General features: G+C 58.2%; 18 protein-coding genes. 7 read left to right on the forward strand and 11 right to left on the reverse strand.

The window, feature by feature from the left end:
* Nucleotides 1-24: 24 nt before the first annotated feature.
* The 4 genes from ACR0NA_RS06215 to ACR0NA_RS06230 all read right to left on the reverse strand — a co-directional run bounded on the left by ACR0NA_RS06215 (nt 25) and on the right by ACR0NA_RS06230 (nt 5,641).
* On the reverse strand, nt 25-1,959 hold the full coding sequence (locus ACR0NA_RS06215; RefSeq protein WP_480727085.1) for an acetyl/propionyl/methylcrotonyl-CoA carboxylase subunit alpha: 1,935 nt from the start codon (nt 1,957-1,959) through the stop codon (nt 25-27).
* A gap of 81 nt (nt 1,960-2,040) precedes the next feature.
* Entirely contained in the window at nt 2,041-3,645 is a 1,605-nt protein-coding gene (locus ACR0NA_RS06220; protein ID WP_480727087.1) for a carboxyl transferase domain-containing protein, read from the reverse strand.
* A complete protein-coding gene (locus tag ACR0NA_RS06225; protein ID WP_480727089.1) occupies nt 3,642-4,118 on the reverse strand; it encodes a hypothetical protein in 477 nt (158 codons plus the stop codon). Before ACR0NA_RS06225 ends, ACR0NA_RS06220 begins: the two co-directional genes overlap by 4 nt.
* Nucleotides 4,115-5,641 (reverse strand): AMP-binding protein, encoded by a 1,527-nt coding sequence (locus ACR0NA_RS06230; protein WP_480727091.1) that lies wholly within the window; start codon nt 5,639-5,641, stop codon nt 4,115-4,117. The genes ACR0NA_RS06225 and ACR0NA_RS06230 overlap by 4 nt, the downstream gene beginning before the upstream one ends.
* A 136-nt stretch (nt 5,642-5,777) precedes the next feature.
* Here ACR0NA_RS06230 and ACR0NA_RS06235 point away from each other — a divergent pair, with 136 nt between their 5' ends.
* Nucleotides 5,778-6,377, forward strand: coding sequence for an OmpW/AlkL family protein (locus tag ACR0NA_RS06235; RefSeq protein WP_480727093.1), 600 nt, complete (start codon nt 5,778-5,780; stop codon nt 6,375-6,377).
* A 51-nt stretch (nt 6,378-6,428) separates the two neighbouring features.
* Here the strand turns inward: ACR0NA_RS06235 and ACR0NA_RS06240 are convergent, their stop codons facing one another.
* The 3 genes from ACR0NA_RS06240 to ACR0NA_RS06250 all read right to left on the reverse strand — a co-directional run bounded on the left by ACR0NA_RS06240 (nt 6,429) and on the right by ACR0NA_RS06250 (nt 9,994).
* Nucleotides 6,429-7,592 carry an isovaleryl-CoA dehydrogenase gene (locus tag ACR0NA_RS06240; RefSeq protein ID WP_480727096.1) on the reverse strand — a complete coding sequence of 388 codons (1,164 nt, stop codon included), beginning with the start codon at nt 7,590-7,592 and terminating at the stop codon, nt 6,429-6,431.
* Between the two features lie 489 nt (nt 7,593-8,081).
* Complete coding sequence (locus ACR0NA_RS06245) at nt 8,082-9,272, reverse strand: DegT/DnrJ/EryC1/StrS family aminotransferase (RefSeq protein ID WP_480727098.1); 1,191 nt, start codon at nt 9,270-9,272, stop codon at nt 8,082-8,084.
* Between the two features lie 50 nt (nt 9,273-9,322).
* The gene (locus tag ACR0NA_RS06250; RefSeq protein WP_480727100.1) at nt 9,323-9,994 is read right to left on the reverse strand and encodes an HAD-IA family hydrolase; all 672 of its coding nucleotides are present in this window, start codon (nt 9,992-9,994) and stop codon (nt 9,323-9,325) included.
* A 133-nt stretch (nt 9,995-10,127) separates the two neighbouring features.
* Between ACR0NA_RS06250 and glmU the strand changes: the two genes are divergently transcribed.
* From glmU to ACR0NA_RS06270, 4 genes are read left to right on the forward strand one after another with little or no spacing between them, the layout of a single operon-like run.
* Nucleotides 10,128-11,480: a bifunctional UDP-N-acetylglucosamine diphosphorylase/glucosamine-1-phosphate N-acetyltransferase GlmU gene (gene glmU, locus ACR0NA_RS06255; RefSeq protein ID WP_480727103.1), complete on the forward strand. Its 1,353-nt coding sequence runs from the start codon at nt 10,128-10,130 to the stop codon at nt 11,478-11,480.
* Between the two features lie 3 nt (nt 11,481-11,483).
* Nucleotides 11,484-13,307, forward strand: a complete 1,824-nt coding sequence (gene glmS, locus ACR0NA_RS06260; RefSeq protein WP_480727105.1) for a glutamine--fructose-6-phosphate transaminase (isomerizing) — start codon at nt 11,484-11,486, stop codon at nt 13,305-13,307.
* Between the two features lie 3 nt (nt 13,308-13,310).
* Nucleotides 13,311-13,853 carry a pyridoxamine 5'-phosphate oxidase family protein gene (locus tag ACR0NA_RS06265; protein ID WP_480727107.1) on the forward strand — a complete coding sequence of 181 codons (543 nt, stop codon included), beginning with the start codon at nt 13,311-13,313 and terminating at the stop codon, nt 13,851-13,853.
* Nucleotides 13,854-13,862: 9 nt separating this feature from the next.
* Nucleotides 13,863-14,549 carry a DNA alkylation repair protein gene (locus ACR0NA_RS06270; RefSeq protein WP_480727110.1) on the forward strand — a complete coding sequence of 229 codons (687 nt, stop codon included), beginning with the start codon at nt 13,863-13,865 and terminating at the stop codon, nt 14,547-14,549.
* Here the strand turns inward: ACR0NA_RS06270 and ACR0NA_RS06275 are convergent.
* Complete coding sequence (locus ACR0NA_RS06275) at nt 14,537-14,959, reverse strand: hypothetical protein (protein ID WP_480727111.1); 423 nt, start codon at nt 14,957-14,959, stop codon at nt 14,537-14,539. The two genes, ACR0NA_RS06270 and ACR0NA_RS06275, sit on opposite strands and share 13 nt — an antisense overlap.
* Before the next feature lie 91 nt (nt 14,960-15,050).
* Between ACR0NA_RS06275 and moaA the strand changes: the two genes are divergently transcribed.
* Together moaA and ACR0NA_RS06285 are read left to right on the forward strand one after the other, a co-directional pair.
* Nucleotides 15,051-16,058 carry a GTP 3',8-cyclase MoaA gene (gene moaA / locus ACR0NA_RS06280; protein WP_480728021.1) on the forward strand — a complete coding sequence of 336 codons (1,008 nt, stop codon included), beginning with the start codon at nt 15,051-15,053 and terminating at the stop codon, nt 16,056-16,058.
* A 1-nt stretch (nt 16,059) separates the two neighbouring features.
* Nucleotides 16,060-17,358, forward strand: a complete 1,299-nt coding sequence (locus ACR0NA_RS06285) for a 3-deoxy-D-manno-octulosonic acid transferase (RefSeq protein ID WP_480727113.1) — start codon at nt 16,060-16,062, stop codon at nt 17,356-17,358.
* A gap of 101 nt (nt 17,359-17,459) precedes the next feature.
* Here ACR0NA_RS06285 and ACR0NA_RS06290 read toward each other — a convergent pair whose 3' ends face one another.
* The 3 genes from ACR0NA_RS06290 to ACR0NA_RS06300 are packed head-to-tail and all read right to left on the reverse strand — an operon-like array spanning nt 17,460 to nt 20,994.
* A complete protein-coding gene (locus ACR0NA_RS06290; protein ID WP_170650703.1) occupies nt 17,460-18,623 on the reverse strand; it encodes a M20 aminoacylase family protein in 1,164 nt (387 codons plus the stop codon).
* Nucleotides 18,624-18,647: 24 nt separating this feature from the next.
* Nucleotides 18,648-19,811, reverse strand: coding sequence for a M20 aminoacylase family protein (locus tag ACR0NA_RS06295; protein ID WP_480727118.1), 1,164 nt, complete (start codon nt 19,809-19,811; stop codon nt 18,648-18,650).
* 16 nt (nt 19,812-19,827) lie between these two features.
* Nucleotides 19,828-20,994 (reverse strand): M20 aminoacylase family protein, encoded by a 1,167-nt coding sequence (locus ACR0NA_RS06300; RefSeq protein WP_480727121.1) that lies wholly within the window; start codon nt 20,992-20,994, stop codon nt 19,828-19,830.
* Between the last annotated feature and the right edge of the window lie 55 nt (nt 20,995-21,049).

Genomic DNA, 21,049 nt, shown 5'->3' on the forward strand with positions numbered 1-21,049 from the left:
TTTAATTACGCCGGGATTGCCGGATCACTCTGCTTCTTCCAGCCTCACCAGTGCCGCGCCGGCTTCGACCTGACTGCCCGCGTCGGTCAACACTTCCGCCACGACACCATCGCGCGCCGCAAGCAACGAATGCTCCATCTTCATGGCTTCCAGAATGGCCATCCGGTCACCTTCTTTGACCGCTTGACCTGCTTTCGCAAAGACGGCCTTGACCAACCCCGGCATCGGCGCCTCGATCACGTTGACATCACCGGTGGCACTGGTGTCGCGGTCAAGCGGATCAACAATTCCAAAAACCGTCCCGTTGGCGCCAAAAACCGTAGCGACCGAGCCGGAGATTGCAACCCGAGGCAACTTCATACCTCCTAAGGACCAAGCTCCATCTCTCCGCTCTGCAACGAACCGGGCATCGCCGATTGTCCAGTTTTGCAGATCAGGGGACTGCACCTGAACATCCAGATTCACAACATCACCGCCCCAGGTTAATTGAACAGCGCGATGCAACGGTGCCCAGAGGGCGAAGCCACTGACATCCTGAGTATCCGACAACTCAGACGCAGCCATTGCAGCGGCGATTGTCTGAACCGGTTCAGGCGAAACCTCCTGCACCAGTGAATCAAGATCCCGGGCAATAAGCCCGGTATCCACGTCCCCCGAAGCAAAGCCATTGTGCCGCGCCAGTTCACCCAGGAACGCCAGATTTGTGACGGTGCCCGCGACCTCGGTTCCGGACAATGCACGGCTTAACGACGCCAACGCGACCTCACGCGTTGGGCCGTGCACGATTACCTTGGCAATCATGGGATCATACCAGGGGCTGATCGTATCATCTGCCCGAACACCGCTGTCGGCGCGGCACGTACCAGGAAACTCCAGATGCGTCAGTGTTCCGGTGGCAGGTAAAAAGCCCTTTGGCACGTCTTCTGCATAAAGCCGCGCCTCGAAAGCATGACCTGAAATTGCCAACTCCGCTTGTCGCGCTGGCAAGCGTTCCCCTGAGGCGACCCGCAGTTGCCAGTCAACCAGATCTATGCCGGTGATCGCCTCGGTAACGGGGTGTTCAACCTGCAAACGAGTGTTCATTTCCATGAACCAGAAGCGGTCCGGACGTAATCCGTCCGAGGCATCAACGATGAACTCAACCGTCCCTGCACCCTTGTACCCGATTGCCTCGGCCGCGCGCACACCGGCCTGCCCCATCGCCTCACGCATCTCGGTCGTCATGCCGGGGGCCGGGGCTTCTTCGATCACTTTCTGATGTCGCCGTTGCAAAGAACAGTCACGTTCGAACAGATGGACCGCGTTTGTACCGTCGCCAAAAACCTGCACTTCAATGTGACGCGGTTTGGCTACGAATTTCTCGACCAACACGGCTTCGTTGCCAAACGCGGTGCGTGCTTCGCCCCGTGCGCTGTCCAGAGCCGCTGCGAAATCCTCGGGCCTTTCTACAAGGCGCATGCCTTTGCCGCCACCGCCGGCAACTGCCTTGATCAACACCGGATAGCCGATGGCATCTGCAGCTCCGGCAAGGTGTTCGCCGTCCTGATTGTCACCATGGTATCCGGGAACCACCGGAACTCCGGCCTGTTCCATCAGCACCTTGGCCGCGTCCTTAAGGCCCATTTTGCGGATCGCCGCCGCCGAGGGGCCGATGAAGGTCAGGCCAGCAGCTTCAACAGCATCCACGAAATCGGGGTTTTCAGACAGAAAGCCATAACCGGGGTGAATCGCCTGCGCGCCGGTATCGAGCGCGGCCCGTATGATCACATCCCCCTTCAGATAACTTTCCGCGGGTGCCGCACCACCGATATGCACCGCCTCATCCGCCATTTGAACGTGCTTGGCGGCGGCGTCAGCGTCCGAATAAACGGCCACGCACCAAACGCCCATCTTCTGAGCCGTTTCCATCACCCGGCAGGCAATCTCGCCCCGGTTGGCAATCAGGATTTTATTGAACATGCTTAACTTTTCCTTCCCTGGCGGAATCCTTCAAAGAAGGGTTTTGCCAAAAGAATTTTCTCAGAAAATTCTCCATCGCGGTCACATCCTGAACACGCCGAAACGTGTCTCCTCGATGGGCGCATTCAAGGCTGCGCTGAGCGACAGCGCCAAGACATCACGACTTTTGCGCGGATCGATGATGCCATCATCCCATAGACGCGCGGACGCGTAGAGGGGATGCGATTGCTCCTCGAACATTTCCAGCGTCGGGCGTTTGAATTCGGCCTCTTCCTCGACCGACCATGTGCCGCCCTGCCGTTCGATGCCGTCTCGTTTGACGGTGGCCAGCACACCTGCCGCCTGTTCTCCACCCATGACCGAGATGCGAGAATTCGGCCACGTCCACAAGAACCGGGGCTGATAGGCGCGGCCCGCCATGCCGTAGTTCCCGGCCCCGAAAGAGCCACCCACGAGCATGGTGATCTTGGGCACCGAGGTTGTGGCGACAGCCGTCACCATCTTGGCCCCATGCCGCGCGATGCCCTCGTTCTCGTATTTACGTCCAACCATAAATCCGGTGATGTTCTGCAGGAACACCAGAGGGATTTTGCGCTGCGAACACAGCTCGACAAAGTGCGCGCCCTTTTGCGCCGCCTCTGAAAACAGCACGCCGTTATTGGCGATGATCCCAACCGGGCAACCTTTGACATGGGCAAACCCTGTCACCAGTGTCTCGCCAAAGCGCGGCTTGAACTCGTCGAAACGCGATCCATCAACCAGCCGGGCGATCACTTCACGAATGTCATAAGGAGTGCGCAGATCAGCCGGGACAACGCCTAGGATTTCCTCGGGGTCATATGCTGGGTCTTCAGGGCTAGCCCAATCCACCGTCTGCGGCCTGCGTCGGTTCAGCGATCCAACTGCACGGCGCGCCAGTGCCAACGCGTGGGCGTCATCCTCAGCCAGATAGTCGGCCACTCCGGACAAACGGGTATGGACGTCACCGCCGCCCAGATCCTCGGAACTGACGACCTCACCCGTTGCGGCCTTGACCAAGGGAGGACCGGCCAGAAAGATTGTTCCCTGTTCTTTGACGATGATCGTCACGTCCGACATCGCGGGCACATAAGCACCGCCCGCCGTGCAAGATCCCATGACCACCGCGATCTGAGGGATGCCCTTCGCGCTCATCCGGGCCTGATTGTAGAAAATGCGGCCAAAATGGTCACGGTCGGGGAAGACCTCATCCTGATTGGGCAGGTTCGCGCCGCCACTATCGACCAAATAGATGCAGGGCAGATTGTTTTCCTCGGCAATCTCCTGTGCGCGCAGGTGTTTCTTGACCGACATCGGATAATAGGTGCCGCCCTTCACAGTGGCGTCGTTGCAGACCACCATGACCTCCTGCCCCTGCACCCGGCCAATACCGGCAACAACCCCGGCGGACGGAGCTGCATCGCCGTACATCCCATGCGCCGCCGTTGCACCGATTTCCAGAAACGGAGACCCCGGGTCCAACAGGTTCGCAACCCGACGACGGGGTAGCATCTTGCCGCGCGATTCATGGCGTGCGCGTGATTTCTCGCCGCCACCCATGCGGGCCGCTTCGGCAGCGACTGAGATTTGCGCCAGCGCATCGAGATGCGCTGCGCGGTTTGCCTTGAAGCCCTCAGAGGCGGGCACGGCTTTGGATTTTAGTTTCATTGCTTAACCTCCAAGGCAAGTCGCTGCAAAGACCGCCACTGTACCCAATCTCCAGTATTCAGATAAAAGTCGCACCAAGCATCTGGCGGGATTTCTTCTCGGGGAGACGCGTCGCAAACATTAAAGACGTCTTCGACCAACTGGTAATACTTGCGCTCGTAACTACGCGCCTGCCGAGTCGATCCCTTAATGGTCTGAGGAACACTGTCTTTGATCTTAGTCGATAGCGAAACCATGTGCCCTGAAAGATCGGCGAGACATTGAAGTCGCTTGTCTATAGGGCGACCGGTCAAGCAGTATTGAGCGGCAAGTTCCGCACAATTGGCATCCATGATCATCCCGTTGGCAGTCTGAGTAAGTTGAGTGCACTCCTCAAACCAATCCAAGGCGTCAATAGGAACCGGAGTGGTTTCCGCATGCGCTTGCCAAACGCAGGATATCGATAGGAACATAGTAATCAGACTGCGTTTCATACACTAACTTCCTCTGCCGCCCGCGCCTTCAGTTCCTTCCGGATCACCTTCCCGGTCACCGTCATCGGCAGTTCCTCAAGAAATGCGACCTCACGGGGATAGGAATACTGCGCCAGACGGTCCTTGACCCATTCCTGCAACTCAGCGCCCGACGCCTCGCCCCCAGGTTTCAGCACGACATAAGCCTTGACGATCTCGGTTCGCAGCGGGTCGGGCTTGCCGACCACGCCCACCGTCGCCACCGCCGGGTGCGTCAACAGGCAATCTTCGATCTCGGCTGGACCGATGCGATATCCAGCGGACGTTATCACGTCGTCATCCCGACCCACGAAGCGCAGATAGTCACCTTCCCACACGCCACGATCGCCGGTAATCAGCCAGTCACCCCGGAACTTCTCGGCAGTTGCCTCCGGCCGGTTCCAGTATTCCAGCAACATCGAGGCCGAACCACGCCGGATGGCCACATCGCCCTCTTCCTCTGTCGGATTACCGTCATCGTCGATCACGGCAACCTCATGCCCCGGTACCGGCTTGCCGATACAGCCGGGCTGTACCGGAAAATCCCGGGCACAGGAGGAGACGACCATATTGCATTCGGTCTGACCGTAGAATTCGTTGATCGTCAGGCCGAAAGCCTTTTCCCCCCAAGCCAGCATTTCGGCGCCCAGCGGCTCGCCTCCCGAGGCGACAGAGCGCAGGCCCGGAATGGACTGGTCCGCAGCCTTGAGCATCCGCAATGCGGTGGGCGGGAAGAACACGTTGCGCACACCGCCACGTTCGATCACTTCGGCGCAGGCCTCAGGCGTGAATTTCTCCAACCTTGCCGCAACAACCGGAATGCCCAGCGCCAATCCCGGCATCAGCACGTCGAACAATCCACCGATCCAGGCCCAGTCGGCAGGTGTCCACAAGCAATCACCGTCCTGCAGGTGATTGTGACTGATCGAAACGCCGGGCAGATGGCCGGTCAGCACGCGATGACCGTGCAAGGCACCCTTTGGACTGCCCGTTGTCCCGGAGGTATAGATCAGCACCGCAGGGTCTTCGGAGTTGGTATCGGCGAATGGCACCGACTCACCAGCTTCACCGATTTCAGCCGCTATCAACGGGGTGGCCAGATCCGTCAGCATGGCGGCGCCCTCGGCGTCGGTCAGCACAAATTGGGCACCGGCATCGCCCACGCGGGACTTCAGGGCGTCCCGTTTGAACAGTTTGAACAAGGGAACCGAAATCGCCCCGATCTTCCAGATCGCAAGATGGGCCGCCGCGCACCAGGGCGACTGGCTGAGCAATACACCAACCCGATCACCGGGCTGCACCCGCTGCAGCAACGCGCGGGCGATACCATCCGTCATGTCTGACAGCTGGCCATAGGTGACCTGCTTGAAACTACCTTCCGTCAGATCAATCAGTGCAACCTGCTGTTTCGGCTTGGACAGGCATTGGCTTGCCATATTCAGCCGATCAGACACATCCCAGCCGCCCGCTGAATGCAATCCGGGTATGCGCTCAGAGCGAGGCATGGTGAATTTCCCTTGTTTCATTGGGCGCTTCGGGTCGAGCCGAATGGAACTCACAACACTCGTTTTGACACAGATCAGAGAGAGCATGTTGCGCATGGCGCAATGCGTGTGTGTTAACGAAACCAAAGGCTTGAAGATGAATATGAAACTCGCCGCATTGACTCTGTCCACTGCGCTTGTCGCCCTTGCAGCGCCCGCGTTTGCGCAATCGAAAGGTGACTGGACGGCCAGTATCGGTCTTGGATACCTCAACCCCAAATCCGACAACGGCACGGTCCTTGGCCAAAGCACAGATATCAGCTCGGACACCCGCCCGATCTTCACCGTCGAATACTTTATTCAGGACAATCTGGGGATCGAGTTGCTGGCTGCCACTCCGTTCAAGCATGACATCACGCTCGGCGGCAGCATTGACGCAGGCAGTGTCAAACAACTGCCGCCCACCCTGTCGCTGAACTATCACTTCCCCACCAACAGCGCTTGGAAACCGTACGTCGGCGCCGGTTTGAACTACACCACCTTCTTCGACGAAGAGCTCCCCGGCCTCAAGATCGACGACTCGTTCGGCGTGTCGCTGCAGGTTGGCCTGGACTATATGATCAACGATGACAACGGTGTTCGGCTGAACGTCCGCTGGTTCGATATCGACTCGGATGTCACGCTGAACGGACGCAACATCGGCAAAGCCGAAATCGATCCGTGGCTGATTGGCGTGTCCTACGTCCATCGCTTCTGATCCTTTCACCGAAACGCCCCGCAGTTCCCTCGGCTGCGGTGCGTTTCACGCTCAGAGCATTTCGTTCATCAATTCGCGCCCGATCAGCATCCGGCGAATTTCACTGGTACCCGCACCGATCTCCATCAGCTTGGCATCACGGAATATGCGGCTGACGGCAGCGTCCGACAGGAACCCGGCCCCACCCATCGCCTGAACGGCTTGATGCGCCTGTGTCATCGCCTGCTCCGAAGCGTACAGACAGCAGGCCGCCGCATCCTGACGCGTGACATCGCCCCGGTCACAGGCCTTGGCCACTTCGTAAATATAGGCCCGTGCAGAGTTCATGGCCGTGTACATATCCGCGATCTTGCCCTGCATCAGCTGAAAGGTTCCGATCGGCTTGCCGAACTGCTTGCGCTCGGCCAGGTACGGCATGATCTCATCCAGACAGGCCGCGATGATGCCGGTTCCGATCCCTGCAAGCACCACCCGCTCGTAATCCAGCCCGGACATCAGAACGGCAACACCCTTGCCTTCTTCGCCCAGCACATTCTCGAACGGCACCTCCACATCCTCAAAGATCAGTTCAGCCGTGTTCGACCCGCGCATACCCAACTTGTCGAAATGGGGAGAGGTCGAGAACCCCTTCATCTCCTTTTCGACCAAAAAGGCCGTGATACCTTTCGAACCGGCCTCGGGGTCGGTCTTGGCATAGACCACCAGCGTATCGGCATCCGGGCCATTGGTGATCCAGTACTTGTTGCCATTCAGACGGTAGTGGTCATTGCGCTTTTCGGCGCGCAGCTTCATCGACACCACATCCGACCCGGCCGAAGGTTCGGACATCGCCAACGCGCCCACATGATCACCAGAAACGAGGCGCGGCAGATATTTCTGCTTTTGCTCTTCGTTGCCGTTCAACTTGATTTGATTCACGCAGAGGTTGGAATGTGCACCATATGAAAGCGAAACCGAAGCCGAGGCGCGCGCAATCTCCTCCACCGCAATGGTGTGGGCCAGATAGGACATACCGGCACCGCCATATTCCTCGGGCACGGTTACGCCCAACAGCCCCAGCTCGCCCATTTCCTTCCAAAGCTCGTTGGGAAATTCGTTGCTGGCATCGATCTCGGCGGCCATCGGCTTGACCCTCTCCTGCGCCCAGCGGTGTACCATTTCACGCAGGGCGTTCACATCTTCACCCAGATCGAATTGCATTGTCGCAGTGAACATCCCCGCTCTCCTCCCGGAATTAATGAACATCTGTTCAAATAATTTGGCACGGACAGCGCGGTGGGTCAAGCACAGTAATTGCACCCGGTCGCAACCAAGGAGTGTAAATGCACTGAACGCGCACCAATTCCTAAAAATGAATTCGGCTAACCGACCAATGTCGCTCAATTTTAAACCAGAGCCATCGAGTCACAGGGTTGTCGAAACTTTTGACAGCGAAACCGCTAACCGACCCGGATAGCGCGTTTCTGAAGGCAAGCGGGTAAATACGGCACCCAAGACAATCGCCAACTCAGGTCCAGCAAAGATGCCGTTACAGACATTGACGCACAAACAGGCGCACTCCGGTCCACTCCCGCCCAACGAACGGCAATGCTGCTTCCCTTTCACCACCAACCATCCCGGCAGGCAAACAGCAGAAGAACCACGTATAGTGGCGGCAACACAAAACCCTCTGAGTGACATCACCTGAACCTGCGGTTACGGCGCTCAGGATTGATAAACCGCACCCACTTCGGCACGAATGATGCGCGCGATCAGGCTGCAATCCTCCAGCGTAAAGGTCAGCGGAACGCGCATGTCCATGATGCCGCCCAAAACGCGGTCACTTTCGGGCATCTGCTCGCTTTCTGCATAGCGCCAGCTGTCATAGCGGGACGTAAAGCCGGTGGGCTCTGTCCCACCAAACCACTTGAGTTCGACCCCGCGCGCAGCACAACGTCGGATGACCTCTGAAATGCGCTCGGCAGCCCAGTCCATCAATAGAAACTGAATGGAAGAGCCGACATAGGTTTCAGCCTCGGGCCTTTCCACAACAGTCAACCCGGGCGTACCGCGCAATCCGTTTTCGATCACTTGGTAGCGTTCGTTCCATCGCGCCACCTGCGCATCAAGGTCGCGTAGCTGAGGTCGCAGGATCGCAGCCCGCAAATTGTCCATTCGTCCCGAAATATTCGGAGTGTGGTATTTGATCCGATCAAAGACCTCTGCCGGGGGAGCAGCCAGATGGCGTTCATAGAGCATATATGATCCGGACAGCATGATGGCTTTGGCCGCCAACTCTTCGTCATCAGTGACAAGCAGACCACCCTCACCTGAATTGACGTGCTTGTAGGTCTGGCAAGAGTAACAGCCAATTGCCCCGCTTCGCCCAGACGGCACACCATTCCAGGCGCCCCCCATGGTGTGGGCACAATCTTCGATCACAGTGACGCCCGCCGCATCACAAATCTGCATTAACCGGTCCATATCGCACAGATGTCCGCGCATATGGCTCAGCATCAGGACATTGGCCCGCGCAAGCTTGGATTGCAGATCGTCTAGATCAATGGTCAGGTTTTCGGTTACGCCGACAAACACCGGCTTCGCCCCGACCGAGGCGATGGCCCCCGGAACCGGCGCAAGTGTAAATGCGTTGGTCAGGACCGGATCACCCGGCTGCACGCCAACCGCGCGCAAGGCCGTTGCCAGTGCATAACCGCCTGAAGCCACAGCCAGGCAGTACTTTGACCCAAGCTGCGTCGCGAATTCCTGCTCCAGCAAGGCTGTCTCACCCAATTCGCCAGGTGCCACATTGTAGCGGTGCAAACGGCCATGGCGAAGCACGGCCATCGCCGCGTCGATCGCGTCATCCGGGATTGGTTCCTGCTGGGTAAAACTGCCGGTGAATTTCTCTGTCATGGCTCAGTTGTGAAGCCGGGCGCAGGCCGGGTCAAGGCAACAATCACCTGTCAGGCCGTGGCACCGATCAGGTCCGGCACCAATCCTGGCAAATCGTCAAAATGATCAAGCAATGCCTCTGGTTCCAGCGCAGCCATATTGTCGCCCGAAGGACCAAATGTCACCAATACCGAAGGCACACCTGCCGCCCGTGCCGTATTCCGGTCGGTATCCGAATCCCCGATCAGCACACATCGCGCCGGATCACCGCCCGCACGCCGCGCCGCTTCGCGCAGCGGTTCGGGGTCAGGCTTGCGCACTGGCAGAGTGTCTGCGCCAACCAGCGATGCGAAACTGTCCCGCACCCCCATCTGTTTCAACAACTGATCCGCCAGTGCTTCGGGTTTGTTCGTACAGATACCAACGCCGTAACCTGCGGACTTCAGTTTTTCGACGGCGTCCATCGCACCCGGATAAAAGCTTGTGTGAATGTCGATAGCTTCGGAATATGCATCCAGCAGCACGGGATAATAGGTGTGGACAGTCTCGATGTCATAGGCCCCCACCCGCTCAAGCCCGTGAGTCAGCATCATGCGACCGCCGCGCAAAGCGATCCCCGCATCCTGCCCGTGCACAAGAACGTCACCATATCCCATCTGCCGAAAACAGTGGTTTGCTGCGGCCAGCAAATCCCCGGACGTGTCCGCCAGTGTCCCATCCAGATCAAAGATGACCGTCCCCATGTTAGCTCCTTGCTCGGCGAGTTTTCGCCATACCGTGTTGCAAACGGCAATCTTGTTTGATCGCCGAACCGCTTGCGACTTTGCCCCCAGCGGATAAAACGGACAGCGACAAAACAAAAGAGAAATCATTTTCATGAGTACTGCCCTTGTCATTCTGGCCGCCGGAAAAGGCACAAGAATGAATTCGGAAATTCCAAAGGTTCTGCATCCCATTGCCCATGCCCCCATGCTGGTGCATGCCATGCGGGCTGGTGCCGTTCTGTCGCCGGAGCGCACAGTTGTGGTGACCGGACACGGCGCCGATGCCGTCGGCAAGGCTGCGATGTCCGAGGACGAGACGGCACAGGTCGTTCGGCAAGAGGAACAGCTGGGCACCGCTCATGCGGTCGCACAAGCACGTACAGCGCTGGAAGGGTTTGAAGGAGACGTGGTCGTCCTCTACGGAGATACGCCATTCCTGCAACCCGAAACGCTGGAACGCATGATTGCGGCGCGCTCTCGGAGCGATCTGGTCATTCTCGGTTTCGAAGCGGCTGATCCGGCCCGATATGGGCGACTTGTAATGCAGGGTGACACGCTGGAGCGGATCGTTGAATTCAAGGATGCAACGGACGAAGAACGCCGGATAACCTTTTGCAATTCCGGCCTTTTGGCTTGCGACGCAGCAACATTGTTTTCACTGATCGATGCGGTTGGAAACGACAATGCCTCCGGCGAATACTACCTGACCGATGTTGTTGAGATCGCCCGCAGCCGCGGATTGAACGTCACGGCCGTCGCGTGTGACGAGGCCGAGACGCTGGGCGTCAATTCCCGCGCCGATCTGGCGGCTGCCGATGCGGTGTTTCAATCGCGCGCGCGTAGCGAACTGCTGGAACTAGGCGTTACACTGATGGCTCCCGAAACCGTTTATCTGGCCGCAGACACCGTTATCGGAAGGGGCACGGTTATCGAACCCAACGTGGTGTTCGGCCCCGGCGTCACCGTCGAAAGCGGTGCAACGATCCGGGCGTTCTCGCACCTTGAAGGATGCCACGTCAGCCGTGAGGCAATTGTCGGACCCTACGCCCGCCTGCGCCCCGGTGCAGAACTGGCCGAAGGTGCGCGGATCGGCAATTTTGTCGAGATCAAGAACGCAGAAATTGGCGAAGGCGCAAAGGTCAATCACCTCAGCTATATTGGTGACGCCTCGGTTGGTGCTGCGACAAATATTGGGGCGGGCACGATCACCTGCAACTATGACGGCGTCATGAAGCACCGCACAGAGATCGGGCAGAACGTGTTTATCGGCTCGAATACCATGCTGGTCGCCCCGGTTTCGCTGGGCGACGGTGCAATGACTGCAACCGGAACTGTGGTGACCAAGGATGTGGGGGCCGACGCTTTGGCTGTCGCGCGTCCACGACAGGAAAACAAACCGGGCTACGCGCGTAAATTGTTTGATATGTTAAAGGCGAAAAAGGCTCGCCGCGATAAAGGGGCCTGAACGATGTGTGGAATTGTCGGAGTACTTGGGCAGCACGAAGCCGCGCCCATTCTTGTCGAAGCGCTGAAGCGGTTGGAATACCGCGGTTATGACAGCGCAGGCATCGCAACCGTGAATGACGGGGCGTTGGGGCGACGCAGGGCCGTTGGCAAACTGGTCAACCTGAGCGACCTACTTGTTCACGACCCGCTGCCCGGAAAATCCGGGATCGGGCACACCCGCTGGGCTACACACGGGGCGCCATCGGTCACAAACGCGCATCCCCATCGCGCCGGGCCGGTAGCCGTCGTGCATAACGGTATTGTCGAAAACTACCGCGAACTGCGCGCTGAGCTTGCTGAAAACGGGATCGGATTCGAAACCGAGACTGATACCGAAACCGTCGCGTTGATGGCCGAGCATTACATGAATTCCGGCATGTCTGCGGTCGAGGCTGCCTTTACCACAATCGACCGTTTGGAAGGCGCATTTGCGCTGGCGTTTCTATTCGATGCCGAGGACGATCTGATCGTTGCCGCCCGCAAAGGCTCGCCGCTGGCAATCGGGCATGGAGATGGTGAAATGTTCGTGGGGTCGGACGCGATCGCGCTGGCACCGCTGACAGACAGGATCACCTATCTTGAGGAAGGCGACCGCGCGGTTCTGACCCGTACTTCGCTGGAAATCCGCAACGAAAAGGGTGAACTGGCCAATCGCGAGATGCGCAAGATCAAGCTGGATCAGTCGCGCACCGACAAAGGTGGCCACAAACACTTCATGGCCAAGGAGATTGCGGAGCAACCAGTTGTTGTCGCCCAGGCGATCCGGTCTTATCTGCCGACGGGAACAGACAGGGTTCAGTTTGCGGAAGTGGATCTGGACTTCACCAAGCTGGACCGCCTGACAATGGTGGCTTGCGGGACGGCGTTTTATGCCTGCCTCACTGCAAAATACTGGTTCGAACAACTTGCCGGGATGCCGGTCGAAGTCGATATTGCAAGCGAGTTCCGTTACCGCGAACCCCCGATCCCGGGCCGCACGCTGGCGCTGTTCGTCAGTCAATCCGGCGAAACCGCCGATACGCTGGCCGCGCTTCGCTATTGTGAGGGCAAGGCGGACAAGATCGTATCCGTGGTCAATGTACCCGAAAGCTCTATCGCGCGGGAAAGCGATATCGCTTTGCCCATCCATGCCGGTGTCGAAATTGGTGTTGCCTCGACCAAGGCCTTCACCTGCCAGTTAAGCGTTCTGTTGATGCTGGCGCTCAAGGCAGCCGCAGATCGCGGTACATTGTCTGATGAGGAACTGGCAGATCACGCCGCCGCCCTGCGCGGCCTTCCATCCGCACTGAATGCGGCGCTGGATCAAAACCGTGCGATCCGCAAGGCCTCACAACGACTGAGCGAGGCGCGCGATGTGCTGTTCCTTGGACGCGGGCTGATGTATCCGCTCGCACTGGAAGGGGCGCTAAAACTCAAGGAAATCAGTTATATCCACGCCGAAGGTTATGCCTCGGGCGAGTTGAAACACGGCCCCATCGCCCTGATCGACAAACACATGCCGGTCGTCGTAATGGCACCGCGTGATACGGTCTTTGACAAGACCGTGTCGAACATGCAGGAGGTGATGGCGCGCAAGGGCAAGGTCATTCTGGTTTCAGATGACGAAGGGATTGCGGATGCCGAAGACGGCGTATGGACAACCATCCGAATGCCGCATGTACACCCCAGCCTGACGCCGATCCTGTACGCGGTCCCTGCCCAATTGCTGGCCTATCATACCGCGGTTGCCAAAGGCACCGATGTCGATCAACCTCGTAATCTGGCAAAATCTGTTACGGTGGAATAGGAAATGGCCAAACAATTCCCTGCTCTGGATGGGGCGCATACAAAGTTCATCTCGGAACAGCACCTCTTTTTTACCGGATCGGCCGGGTCTGACGGTCGGGTGAACATCTCTCCCAAGGGAATGGACAGCCTGCGGGTCATGGGGCCAAACCGTATCTTGTGGATGAACCTGACAGGCAGTGGGAATGAAACTGCCGGGCACTTGTTGGAAAATGACCGAATGACGCTGATGTGGTGTTCGTTCACCACTCGGCCGCTCATCCTGCGCGCATACGGTACCGCTCGGACCGTGCATGCCGATGACGCCGACTGGCAGGAACTGTCAGGACATTTTCCAAACCATCGCAGCGCTAGACAAATCTATGATGTAGCCATCGACGTAGTTCAGACCTCTTGCGGCTATGCAGTGCCTTTCATGGACTTCCGAGAGGATCGGGACACGATGCAGAAATGGGTGGACGGCAAGTCCGACGAGGACATACGCGCCTACTGGGCTGAGAAAAACCAGACGACAATCGATGGCAAGCCTACCGGCGTTCCCGTCTGAGGTTTCAGAATGGCAAACGAATATCTCGACCAGATCAAAGCCCATTCCGATCCCGAAAAAGCTGCCCAGATGGAGGCTTATCACAAAGTCAGCCGCCCTTACCTTGGCGTTTCCAACCCGGTTCTCAACGATCTGAGCAAATCGTGGCGGCAAACGCTGGATGTTAGCCAACGGGTTGAGCTGGCAGATGTCCTGTGGAAAACGAACATTCACGAGGCGCGTGTTGCCGCATCCAAGGTACTGACGCAGGCGCGCATCCGCCCTGATGAGGCTGTTTGGGACCTGTTACAAAGCTGGCTACCGGATTTCGACGCCTGGGCAATTGCTGATCATGCCTGCATGGCAATGCAGAAACGCCTGACCACCGACCCTTCGCGTCTGGATCAGGTCGCAGACTGGACTGTTTCTGATCACATGTGGACAAGGCGCGCCGTACTTGTCGCGACCCTGCCCTGGACCAAGCAAAACCATCCAAAACCTGCAGAGCTGAAACAACGCGCCCGCATTCTTGGCTGGGCCGCCACGTATGTTTCCGATCGCGACTGGTTTATCCAAAAGGCGGTGGCATGGTGGCTGCGGGAACTGTCCAAACACGACGCTGACCGGGTCGTGGCTTTTTTGGACCAGCACGGGGAAAGCATGAAACCCTTTGCTCGCAAGGAAGCGGGCAAATATCTCAGGGATCAGTTGGAATAAACTTCCAGTTCGACCAATTCATCAAACGGCACCAGCAATGCGCGCATCGCCTCAACTGACAGGCGGCTTCCGCCGCCTTCCGGGCCCGGTGCGGGCACAAGCGTAACGTAGGCCTGCGCACCCGTTCTGGGCACGACTATCCTTCCATTGATCTCGCTTTGAACCAGCGGCGTTTCCAGCCAGCGCCCGGGCGTATTGGGATCGCCCAATCCCGCAATTGTCTTTTTGGCTCCTTGCCACCCCGGAATGGCGGCCGCGACAGGCTGTTCCTCAACCTGATCCTCGACAACCTGTTCTTCGACAACGGATTCCGGTTGCTTCTCGCCACCATCGAACAGACGGCTCGATGTTGAACGGATGGCGTCGCAACCGGCAAGGAAAACGCAAAAGATCAAAAGGGTGTGTTTCATAACCGAACCCTACCGTTGCCCATCCGGGCTTGCCAGTCAAAATCGGCAGATCACCCTTGCCGCTGGCCCCCTGCCGCTTTACGTATTGCGCATGACTGCTCCGCTCATCGACCCGTTTGCCCGCGCTATCACCTATCTCCGCGTCTCCGTTACGGACCGCTGCGATTTCCGCTGCGTATATTGCATGTCCGAGAACATGACCTTTCTGCCCAAGAAAGAACTGCTGACGCTGGAAGAGCTGGATCGCATGTGCTCGACATTTGTCCATCTAGGCGTGGAAAAACTGCGGATTACCGGTGGCGAACCATTGGTGCGTCGTAACATCATGACGTTCTTCAACTCGATGACGCGGCATCTGGAAAGCGGCGCACTTAAAGAGTTGACGCTGACCACCAACGGATCTCAACTGTCCCGGTTTTCGGACGATCTGTATGCTGCGGGTGTTCGCCGCGTAAATGTATCCCTCGACACGCTGGACGATGACAAGTTCAGCCAGATCACCAGATGGGGGCGTCTACCACAGGTCATGCGCGGAATTGACGCTGCGCAGAAAGCCGGGCTGAGAATCAAGATTAATGCCGTGGCCCTCAAAGGTTTCAACGAAGAGGAACTGCCCCGGATCACCGAATGGTGCGCCGAACGCGACATGGACCTGACCTGGATCGAGGTCATGCCGATGGGCGACATTGGCAATGAGGACCGGCTTGATCAGTACTGGTCGCTCAAGGATGTGCGTGCCGAATACGAAAACCACTATCAGGTAACCGATCTGGCCGAGCGAACCGGCGGTCCGGCACGCTATGTTCGGCTGGAAGAAACCGGTCAGAAAATCGGCTTTATCACACCTCTCAGCCACAATTTCTGCGAAAGCTGCAACCGCGTGCGCCTGACCTGCACCGGTGAGTTGTTCATGTGCCTCGGGCAAGAGGATATGGCCGACCTGCGCGGCGCATTGCGTGATCACCCCGACACGGAAGAGCCGCTCGAGAACGCGATCCGCGCTGCCATCTCCCTCAAACCCAAGGGCCACGATTTCGACTATTCCCGCCAGCGTATTGACGGTCAGATGACCCGCCACATGAGCCATACGGGCGGCTGATATGTCTGACCCGGGCGGCCACCCGACGCTGCTTTACAAATCGTACTGCGCGATAACCTCGTTGCTGGCCCCGATTGCCTGGAAAACCGTGCGCGGCAAACTGGAAACCGCCGGTGTTCCCCAAAACCGACAACAGGAGCGTCTTGGCCATGCCAGCCTGCCCCGGCCCGAGGGTCGGCTGATCTGGTTTCACGCAGCCAGCGTCGGCGAAAGTCTCTCGGTCCTGAGCCTTATCAAACGAATGGGCCAGCGCCTGCCTGATGCAGAATTCCTGATCACATCCGGAACGCCTACCTCGGCTGAGCTCATTGCAAAGCGCCTGCCGCCACGAACCCGACATCAGTATCCGCCTTTGGATACCGCTGCCCCGGTTCGCCGGTTTCTCGACCATTGGCGCCCCGATGCCGGGATCTTTGTCGAAAGTGAAATCTGGCCGCGCCTCATTGTGGAAAGCGCCGGAAAAGGTGTCCCGCTGGCACTGCTGAATGCGCGTTTGTCCGAAAAATCAGTCGCCGGCTGGAAAAAACGCCGCAAGACCGCTGGATTCATCCTCAGCCGGTTCCGTCTGTTCCTCACGCAGAACGACCAGACCGCCTCCAACCTGATCGAGATGGGGGCCGATTCAGCACACGTTCAGCCCGGCACAAACCTCAAAGCTATGTCAGACCCGCTTCCGATCGACCACGCAACACTTGCGGACATCCGCACTCAAATCGGCGAACGCCCGGTTTGGATTGCCAGTTCGACACACGCGGGCGAAGAAGAAATCACCCTTGCCGCGCATTCCACTTTGCTCAAACACTGGCCGGATCTGCTCCTTCTTCTCATTCCCCGCCACCCCGAACGGCGCGGCGACGTTGTCAGCCTTATCGAAACTGCCGGTCAATCCTTTGCGCTGCGCACCGCCGGGCAAACCATCGAAGCGGACACACAGGTGTATGTGGCCGATACCCTCGGCGAAACCGGCACATGGTATGCAGTTTGCCCTATCGTCTTCCTCGGCGGATCCCTGAAGGAAATTGGCGGCCACAATCCGTTCGAACCAGCGCAGGCCGGGGCGGCGATTCTCACCGGGCCCGGGTATTTCAATTTCAGGGAAACCTTTGCTCCGTTAGTCGATAGCGGCGGCGCCAAAGAGGTGCGGACGTCCGAGGATCTGGCCGATGCAGTTGCCCACTGGCTAACTGATGACACAGCCCTTGCTACAGCACGCGCTGCGGCACAAGGCTGCGTTGCCGATCAAAGCTCCGCCTTGGACGTCGTCGTCGACACCCTCTGCACCCGCCTCGATCTCGCCTGACAATTGCCCCATGCAAAGGGTATTCAGCTTCATCGGCCCTGGAACACTCCAGGGGAGTCGCGCAATGCGTGACGGGGGCAGCGCCCCCGCCCCGTCAAATATCACGCAGCTGGCATCCGTTGTTCGACAATTTCTGCCCACCAGCTACACCCGGCCGGGATGGCTTCGTCGTTGAAATTGTACTCGGGGTGGTGAACCATCGCAGTATCGCCGTTCCCGACCAGAATATACGCACCCGGCCTTTCCTCGAGCATAAAGGCAAAGTCCTCGCCCCCCATGACCAAAGGTGCGTCCTCGCAATCGCCGGACACCGAACGCGCAACCTGTGCCGCGAAATCGGTCTGCTCGTCGCTGTTCACCATAACCGGGTACCCACGGATGTAATTCACGTCCGCCGTACCGCCGAAAGTGGCCGCGATACCGTTGCAGATTTCATTGATACGCTGTTCGGCAAGATCACGCATGTCCTTGCTCATGGTCCGCACGGTGCCTTTGATCTGCACCTGCTGCGGGATCACGTTAAAGGCCTTGGACGAGGTTTCGAACGACGTCACGGACACAACGACCTGATCGATCGGGTCTGCGTTGCGCGATGCGATCGTCTGCAGGGCCAGTACGGCCTTTGCGGCAATAATGGTGGTATCGACAGTCTCATGCGGTTTGGCGGCATGACCACCCCGCCCTTCGAAAGTGATGTCGAACTGATCTGTCGCGGCAAAGAACGCTCCGGGGCGGATGGAGAAGCTGCCAACCGGCTTACCGGGCCAGTTGTGCATTCCGTAAACCTCCTGAATGTTCCAACGACCCATCATGCCGTCATCGCACATCTCTTTGCCGCCGCCGCCGCCTTCTTCGGCAGGCTGAAAGATAACCACGACTGTTCCGTCAAAATTGCGGGTCTCAGACAGGTATTTGGCGGCACCAAGCAGCATCGCCGTGTGCCCATCGTGACCACAGGCATGCATCGCACCCGGAGTTTTCGATGCATAATCCAACCCGGTCGCCTCCAGAATCGGCAGCGCATCCATGTCGGCACGCAGCCCGATCACCTTGCCTTTTGTGTCAGACTTGCCCTTGATCACACCGACAACCCCGGTGCGGCCAATCCCCGTCACAACCTCGTCACAACCAAATTCGTTCAGCTTCTCGGCTACCAGAGCGCTGGTCCGATGCGTATCAAACAGGATTTCCGGATTTTCGTGAATGTCACGGCGCCACGCGGTGATTTCGTCCTGCAATTCTGCAAATCGGTTCTTAACTGGCATTTCTTCTCTCTCTCCTGTTTCCACTCAAGCAGCCGGCATCCGGCGCTCGACCATTTCGGCAAACCACGAACATCCCATCGGGATGATCTCATCATTGAAATTGTATTCGGGATGGTGCAGCCCTGCGCTGTCGCCGTTGCCCAGAATGATGAAGGCGCCCGGACGTTCCTCCAGCATGAACGAGAAATCCTCGCCCCCCATCACCATCGGCGCCTCATCGCAACTGCCGCCCACGGCAAGCGCGGCTTCGGTGGCATAGCCCGTCTGCTCTTCGGCATTGATCGTGACCGGTACGCCTCGTGTGTAGGTAACTTCAGCGGTTCCTCCGAATGTGTCCGCTATGCCTTGCACCACACCCTTCAAACGGTTTTCGATCAGATCGCGCATCTCTTTCGAATGGGTCCGGACCGTTCCACGCAACCGCGCGGATTGCGGGATCACGTTGAAAGCTTTGGACGAGGTTTCAACTGACGTCACCGACAAAACACCCTGATGGATAGGATCGGCATTCCGCGAAACGATGGTTTGCAACGCGACAATCAGCTGCGAAAGCAAGACAGTCGTATCCACGGTTTCCTGCGGTTTGGCGGCATGACCGCCGCGACCTTCCAACTGAATGTCAAACTCGTCAGCTGCTGCAAGCAGCGGACCGGACCTGATCGCAAATTGCCCGGTCGGAACGCCGGGCACGTTGTGCATCGCATAGACTTCCTGAATCCCGAACCGGTCCATCAGGCCGTCCTTGACCATGGCTTCTGCACCGTTTCCGCCTTCTTCAGCAGGCTGAAAGATGACAATGGCGGTTCCATCGAAATTCCGTGTCTCGGCCAGATATTTTGCGGCCCCCAACACCATCGCGGTATGCCCATCATGTCCGCATGCATGCATCGCATCCGGAGTTTTTGAGGCATAGTCCAGCCCCGTCTGCTCCTGCATCGGCAGCGCGTCCATATCGGCGCGCAACCCGATGACGCGGCCCTGCGTATCCGCCTTGCCCTTGATAACCCCGACAACGCCGGTTCTTCCGATTCCGGTCACAACCTCATCGCAACCAAACTCCGCCAGCTTTTCGGCAACAAGGGCGCTGGTCCGGTGTGTGTCGTAGAGAATTTCGGGATGTTGGTGAATGTCACGCCGCCAGCCGGTGATTTCTTGGTGCATCTCTGCAAGACGGTTTTTGATCGGCATGTCATTCTCCCCTTTTTCACGCCACAGGCATTCGTCGTTCCACCAGTTCAGCAAACCAGCTGCAGCCGGCCGGAATGGCGTCATCGTCAAAATTGTACTCGGGGTGATGGCACATCGCCGTGTCCCCGTTCCCGATGAAGATGTATGCTCCGGGCCGTTCTTCAAGCATGTAGGCAAAATCTTCTGACGGCATGATGGGGTCGGTGTTGTCATTCACCTTTCCCGAAATAGCCTCGGCGGCTTCGGCGGCATACCCGGTTTCAACCTCGGAATTCACAGTCGCCGGATAGCCGGGCGTCCAGATCATCTCGGCACTCGCGCCAAAAGCCGACGCCGTGTCCTCGGCAATGCGCCGCACCCGCTCCTGGGCGATGCTGCGGTATTCGGGGTCCAGCGTCCGGACCGTACCTTGCAACCGGACCGTATGGGCGATGACATTCGACGCGACGCTGTCAGTCACAAATGTTCCCACGGTCAGAACGACGCGTTTGACCGGATCGACCGTACGCGCAACAACCGACTGAAGTGCCACAACAATGTGCGAAGCAACCAACGTTGTATCCACCGCATCATGCGGGGCAGCAGCGTGGCCACCCTTGCCCGTCACCACGATCTCGAACTCATCGGATGAAGCGAGCAATGCACCGGGCCGAATGGCAAATTCTCCAACCGGCAATCCCGGCATGTTGTGCATTCCATAGACTTCCTGAATGCCCCAGCGCTCCATCAGGCCGTCCTGACACATGGCCAACCCGCCTGCTCCGCCTTCCTCGGCCGGTTGAAAAATCAGAACAACAGTGCCGTCAAAGTTGCGGGTTTCCGAAAGATACTGGGCGGCACCCAGCAACATCGAGGTGTGCCCGTCATGCCCGCAGGCGTGCATCTTGCCCGAAACGGTCGATGCATAATCCAACCCCGTGGCCTCTTCGATCGGCAATGCATCCATATCCGCGCGCAATCCAATCACGCGCCCGGTTGTGTCGGTTTTTCCTCGTATCACCGCAACAACCCCGGTTTTTCCGACGCCGGGAGTAATTTCATCGACGCCAAACTCTTTCAGGCGCTCGACAACGAAGGCTGCTGTTTCCTGCACATCGTACATCAGTTCGGGATGTGCGTGCAGATGCCGACGCCATTTGGTGATCTCACCATGCATTTCGGCCAGTCTGTTCTTGATCGGCATATCCAACTCTCCCCTTTTTGGACCACCTGCGGAATTAGTGTCTTCGTCGCAAAGC

The organism is Ruegeria sp. C11 (genome assembly GCF_056537725.1).

Excerpts from the sequence above, each read along its gene's own strand:
- ACR0NA_RS06270 (WP_480727110.1), top strand. The coding sequence starts at position 13,863 with ATGGCAAACGAATATCTCGACCAGATCAAAGCCCATTCCGATCCCGAA.
- moaA (WP_480728021.1), top strand. The coding sequence starts at position 15,051 with ATGACTGCTCCGCTCATCGACCCGTTTGCCCGCGCTATCACCTATCTC.
- ACR0NA_RS06240 (WP_480727096.1), bottom strand. The coding sequence starts at position 7,592 with ATGTTCACTGCGACAATGCAATTCGATCTGGGTGAAGATGTGAACGCC.
- ACR0NA_RS06290 (WP_170650703.1), bottom strand. The coding sequence starts at position 18,623 with ATGCCAGTTAAGAACCGATTTGCAGAATTGCAGGACGAAATCACCGCG.
- ACR0NA_RS06275 (WP_480727111.1), bottom strand. The coding sequence starts at position 14,959 with ATGAAACACACCCTTTTGATCTTTTGCGTTTTCCTTGCCGGTTGCGAC.
- ACR0NA_RS06245 (WP_480727098.1), bottom strand. The coding sequence starts at position 9,272 with ATGACAGAGAAATTCACCGGCAGTTTTACCCAGCAGGAACCAATCCCG.
- ACR0NA_RS06220 (WP_480727087.1), bottom strand. The coding sequence starts at position 3,645 with ATGAAACTAAAATCCAAAGCCGTGCCCGCCTCTGAGGGCTTCAAGGCA.
- ACR0NA_RS06295 (WP_480727118.1), bottom strand. The coding sequence starts at position 19,811 with ATGCCGATCAAAAACCGTCTTGCAGAGATGCACCAAGAAATCACCGGC.
- ACR0NA_RS06230 (WP_480727091.1), bottom strand. The coding sequence starts at position 5,641 with ATGCCTCGCTCTGAGCGCATACCCGGATTGCATTCAGCGGGCGGCTGG.
- ACR0NA_RS06215 (WP_480727085.1), bottom strand. The coding sequence starts at position 1,959 with ATGTTCAATAAAATCCTGATTGCCAACCGGGGCGAGATTGCCTGCCGG.
- ACR0NA_RS06235 (WP_480727093.1), top strand. The coding sequence starts at position 5,778 with ATGAATATGAAACTCGCCGCATTGACTCTGTCCACTGCGCTTGTCGCC.
- ACR0NA_RS06265 (WP_480727107.1), top strand. The coding sequence starts at position 13,311 with ATGGCCAAACAATTCCCTGCTCTGGATGGGGCGCATACAAAGTTCATC.
- ACR0NA_RS06300 (WP_480727121.1), bottom strand. The coding sequence starts at position 20,994 with ATGCCGATCAAGAACAGACTGGCCGAAATGCATGGTGAGATCACCAAA.
- ACR0NA_RS06225 (WP_480727089.1), bottom strand. The coding sequence starts at position 4,118 with ATGAAACGCAGTCTGATTACTATGTTCCTATCGATATCCTGCGTTTGG.
- glmU (WP_480727103.1), top strand. The coding sequence starts at position 10,128 with ATGAGTACTGCCCTTGTCATTCTGGCCGCCGGAAAAGGCACAAGAATG.
- ACR0NA_RS06250 (WP_480727100.1), bottom strand. The coding sequence starts at position 9,994 with ATGGGGACGGTCATCTTTGATCTGGATGGGACACTGGCGGACACGTCC.
- glmS (WP_480727105.1), top strand. The coding sequence starts at position 11,484 with ATGTGTGGAATTGTCGGAGTACTTGGGCAGCACGAAGCCGCGCCCATT.
- ACR0NA_RS06285 (WP_480727113.1), top strand. The coding sequence starts at position 16,060 with ATGTCTGACCCGGGCGGCCACCCGACGCTGCTTTACAAATCGTACTGC.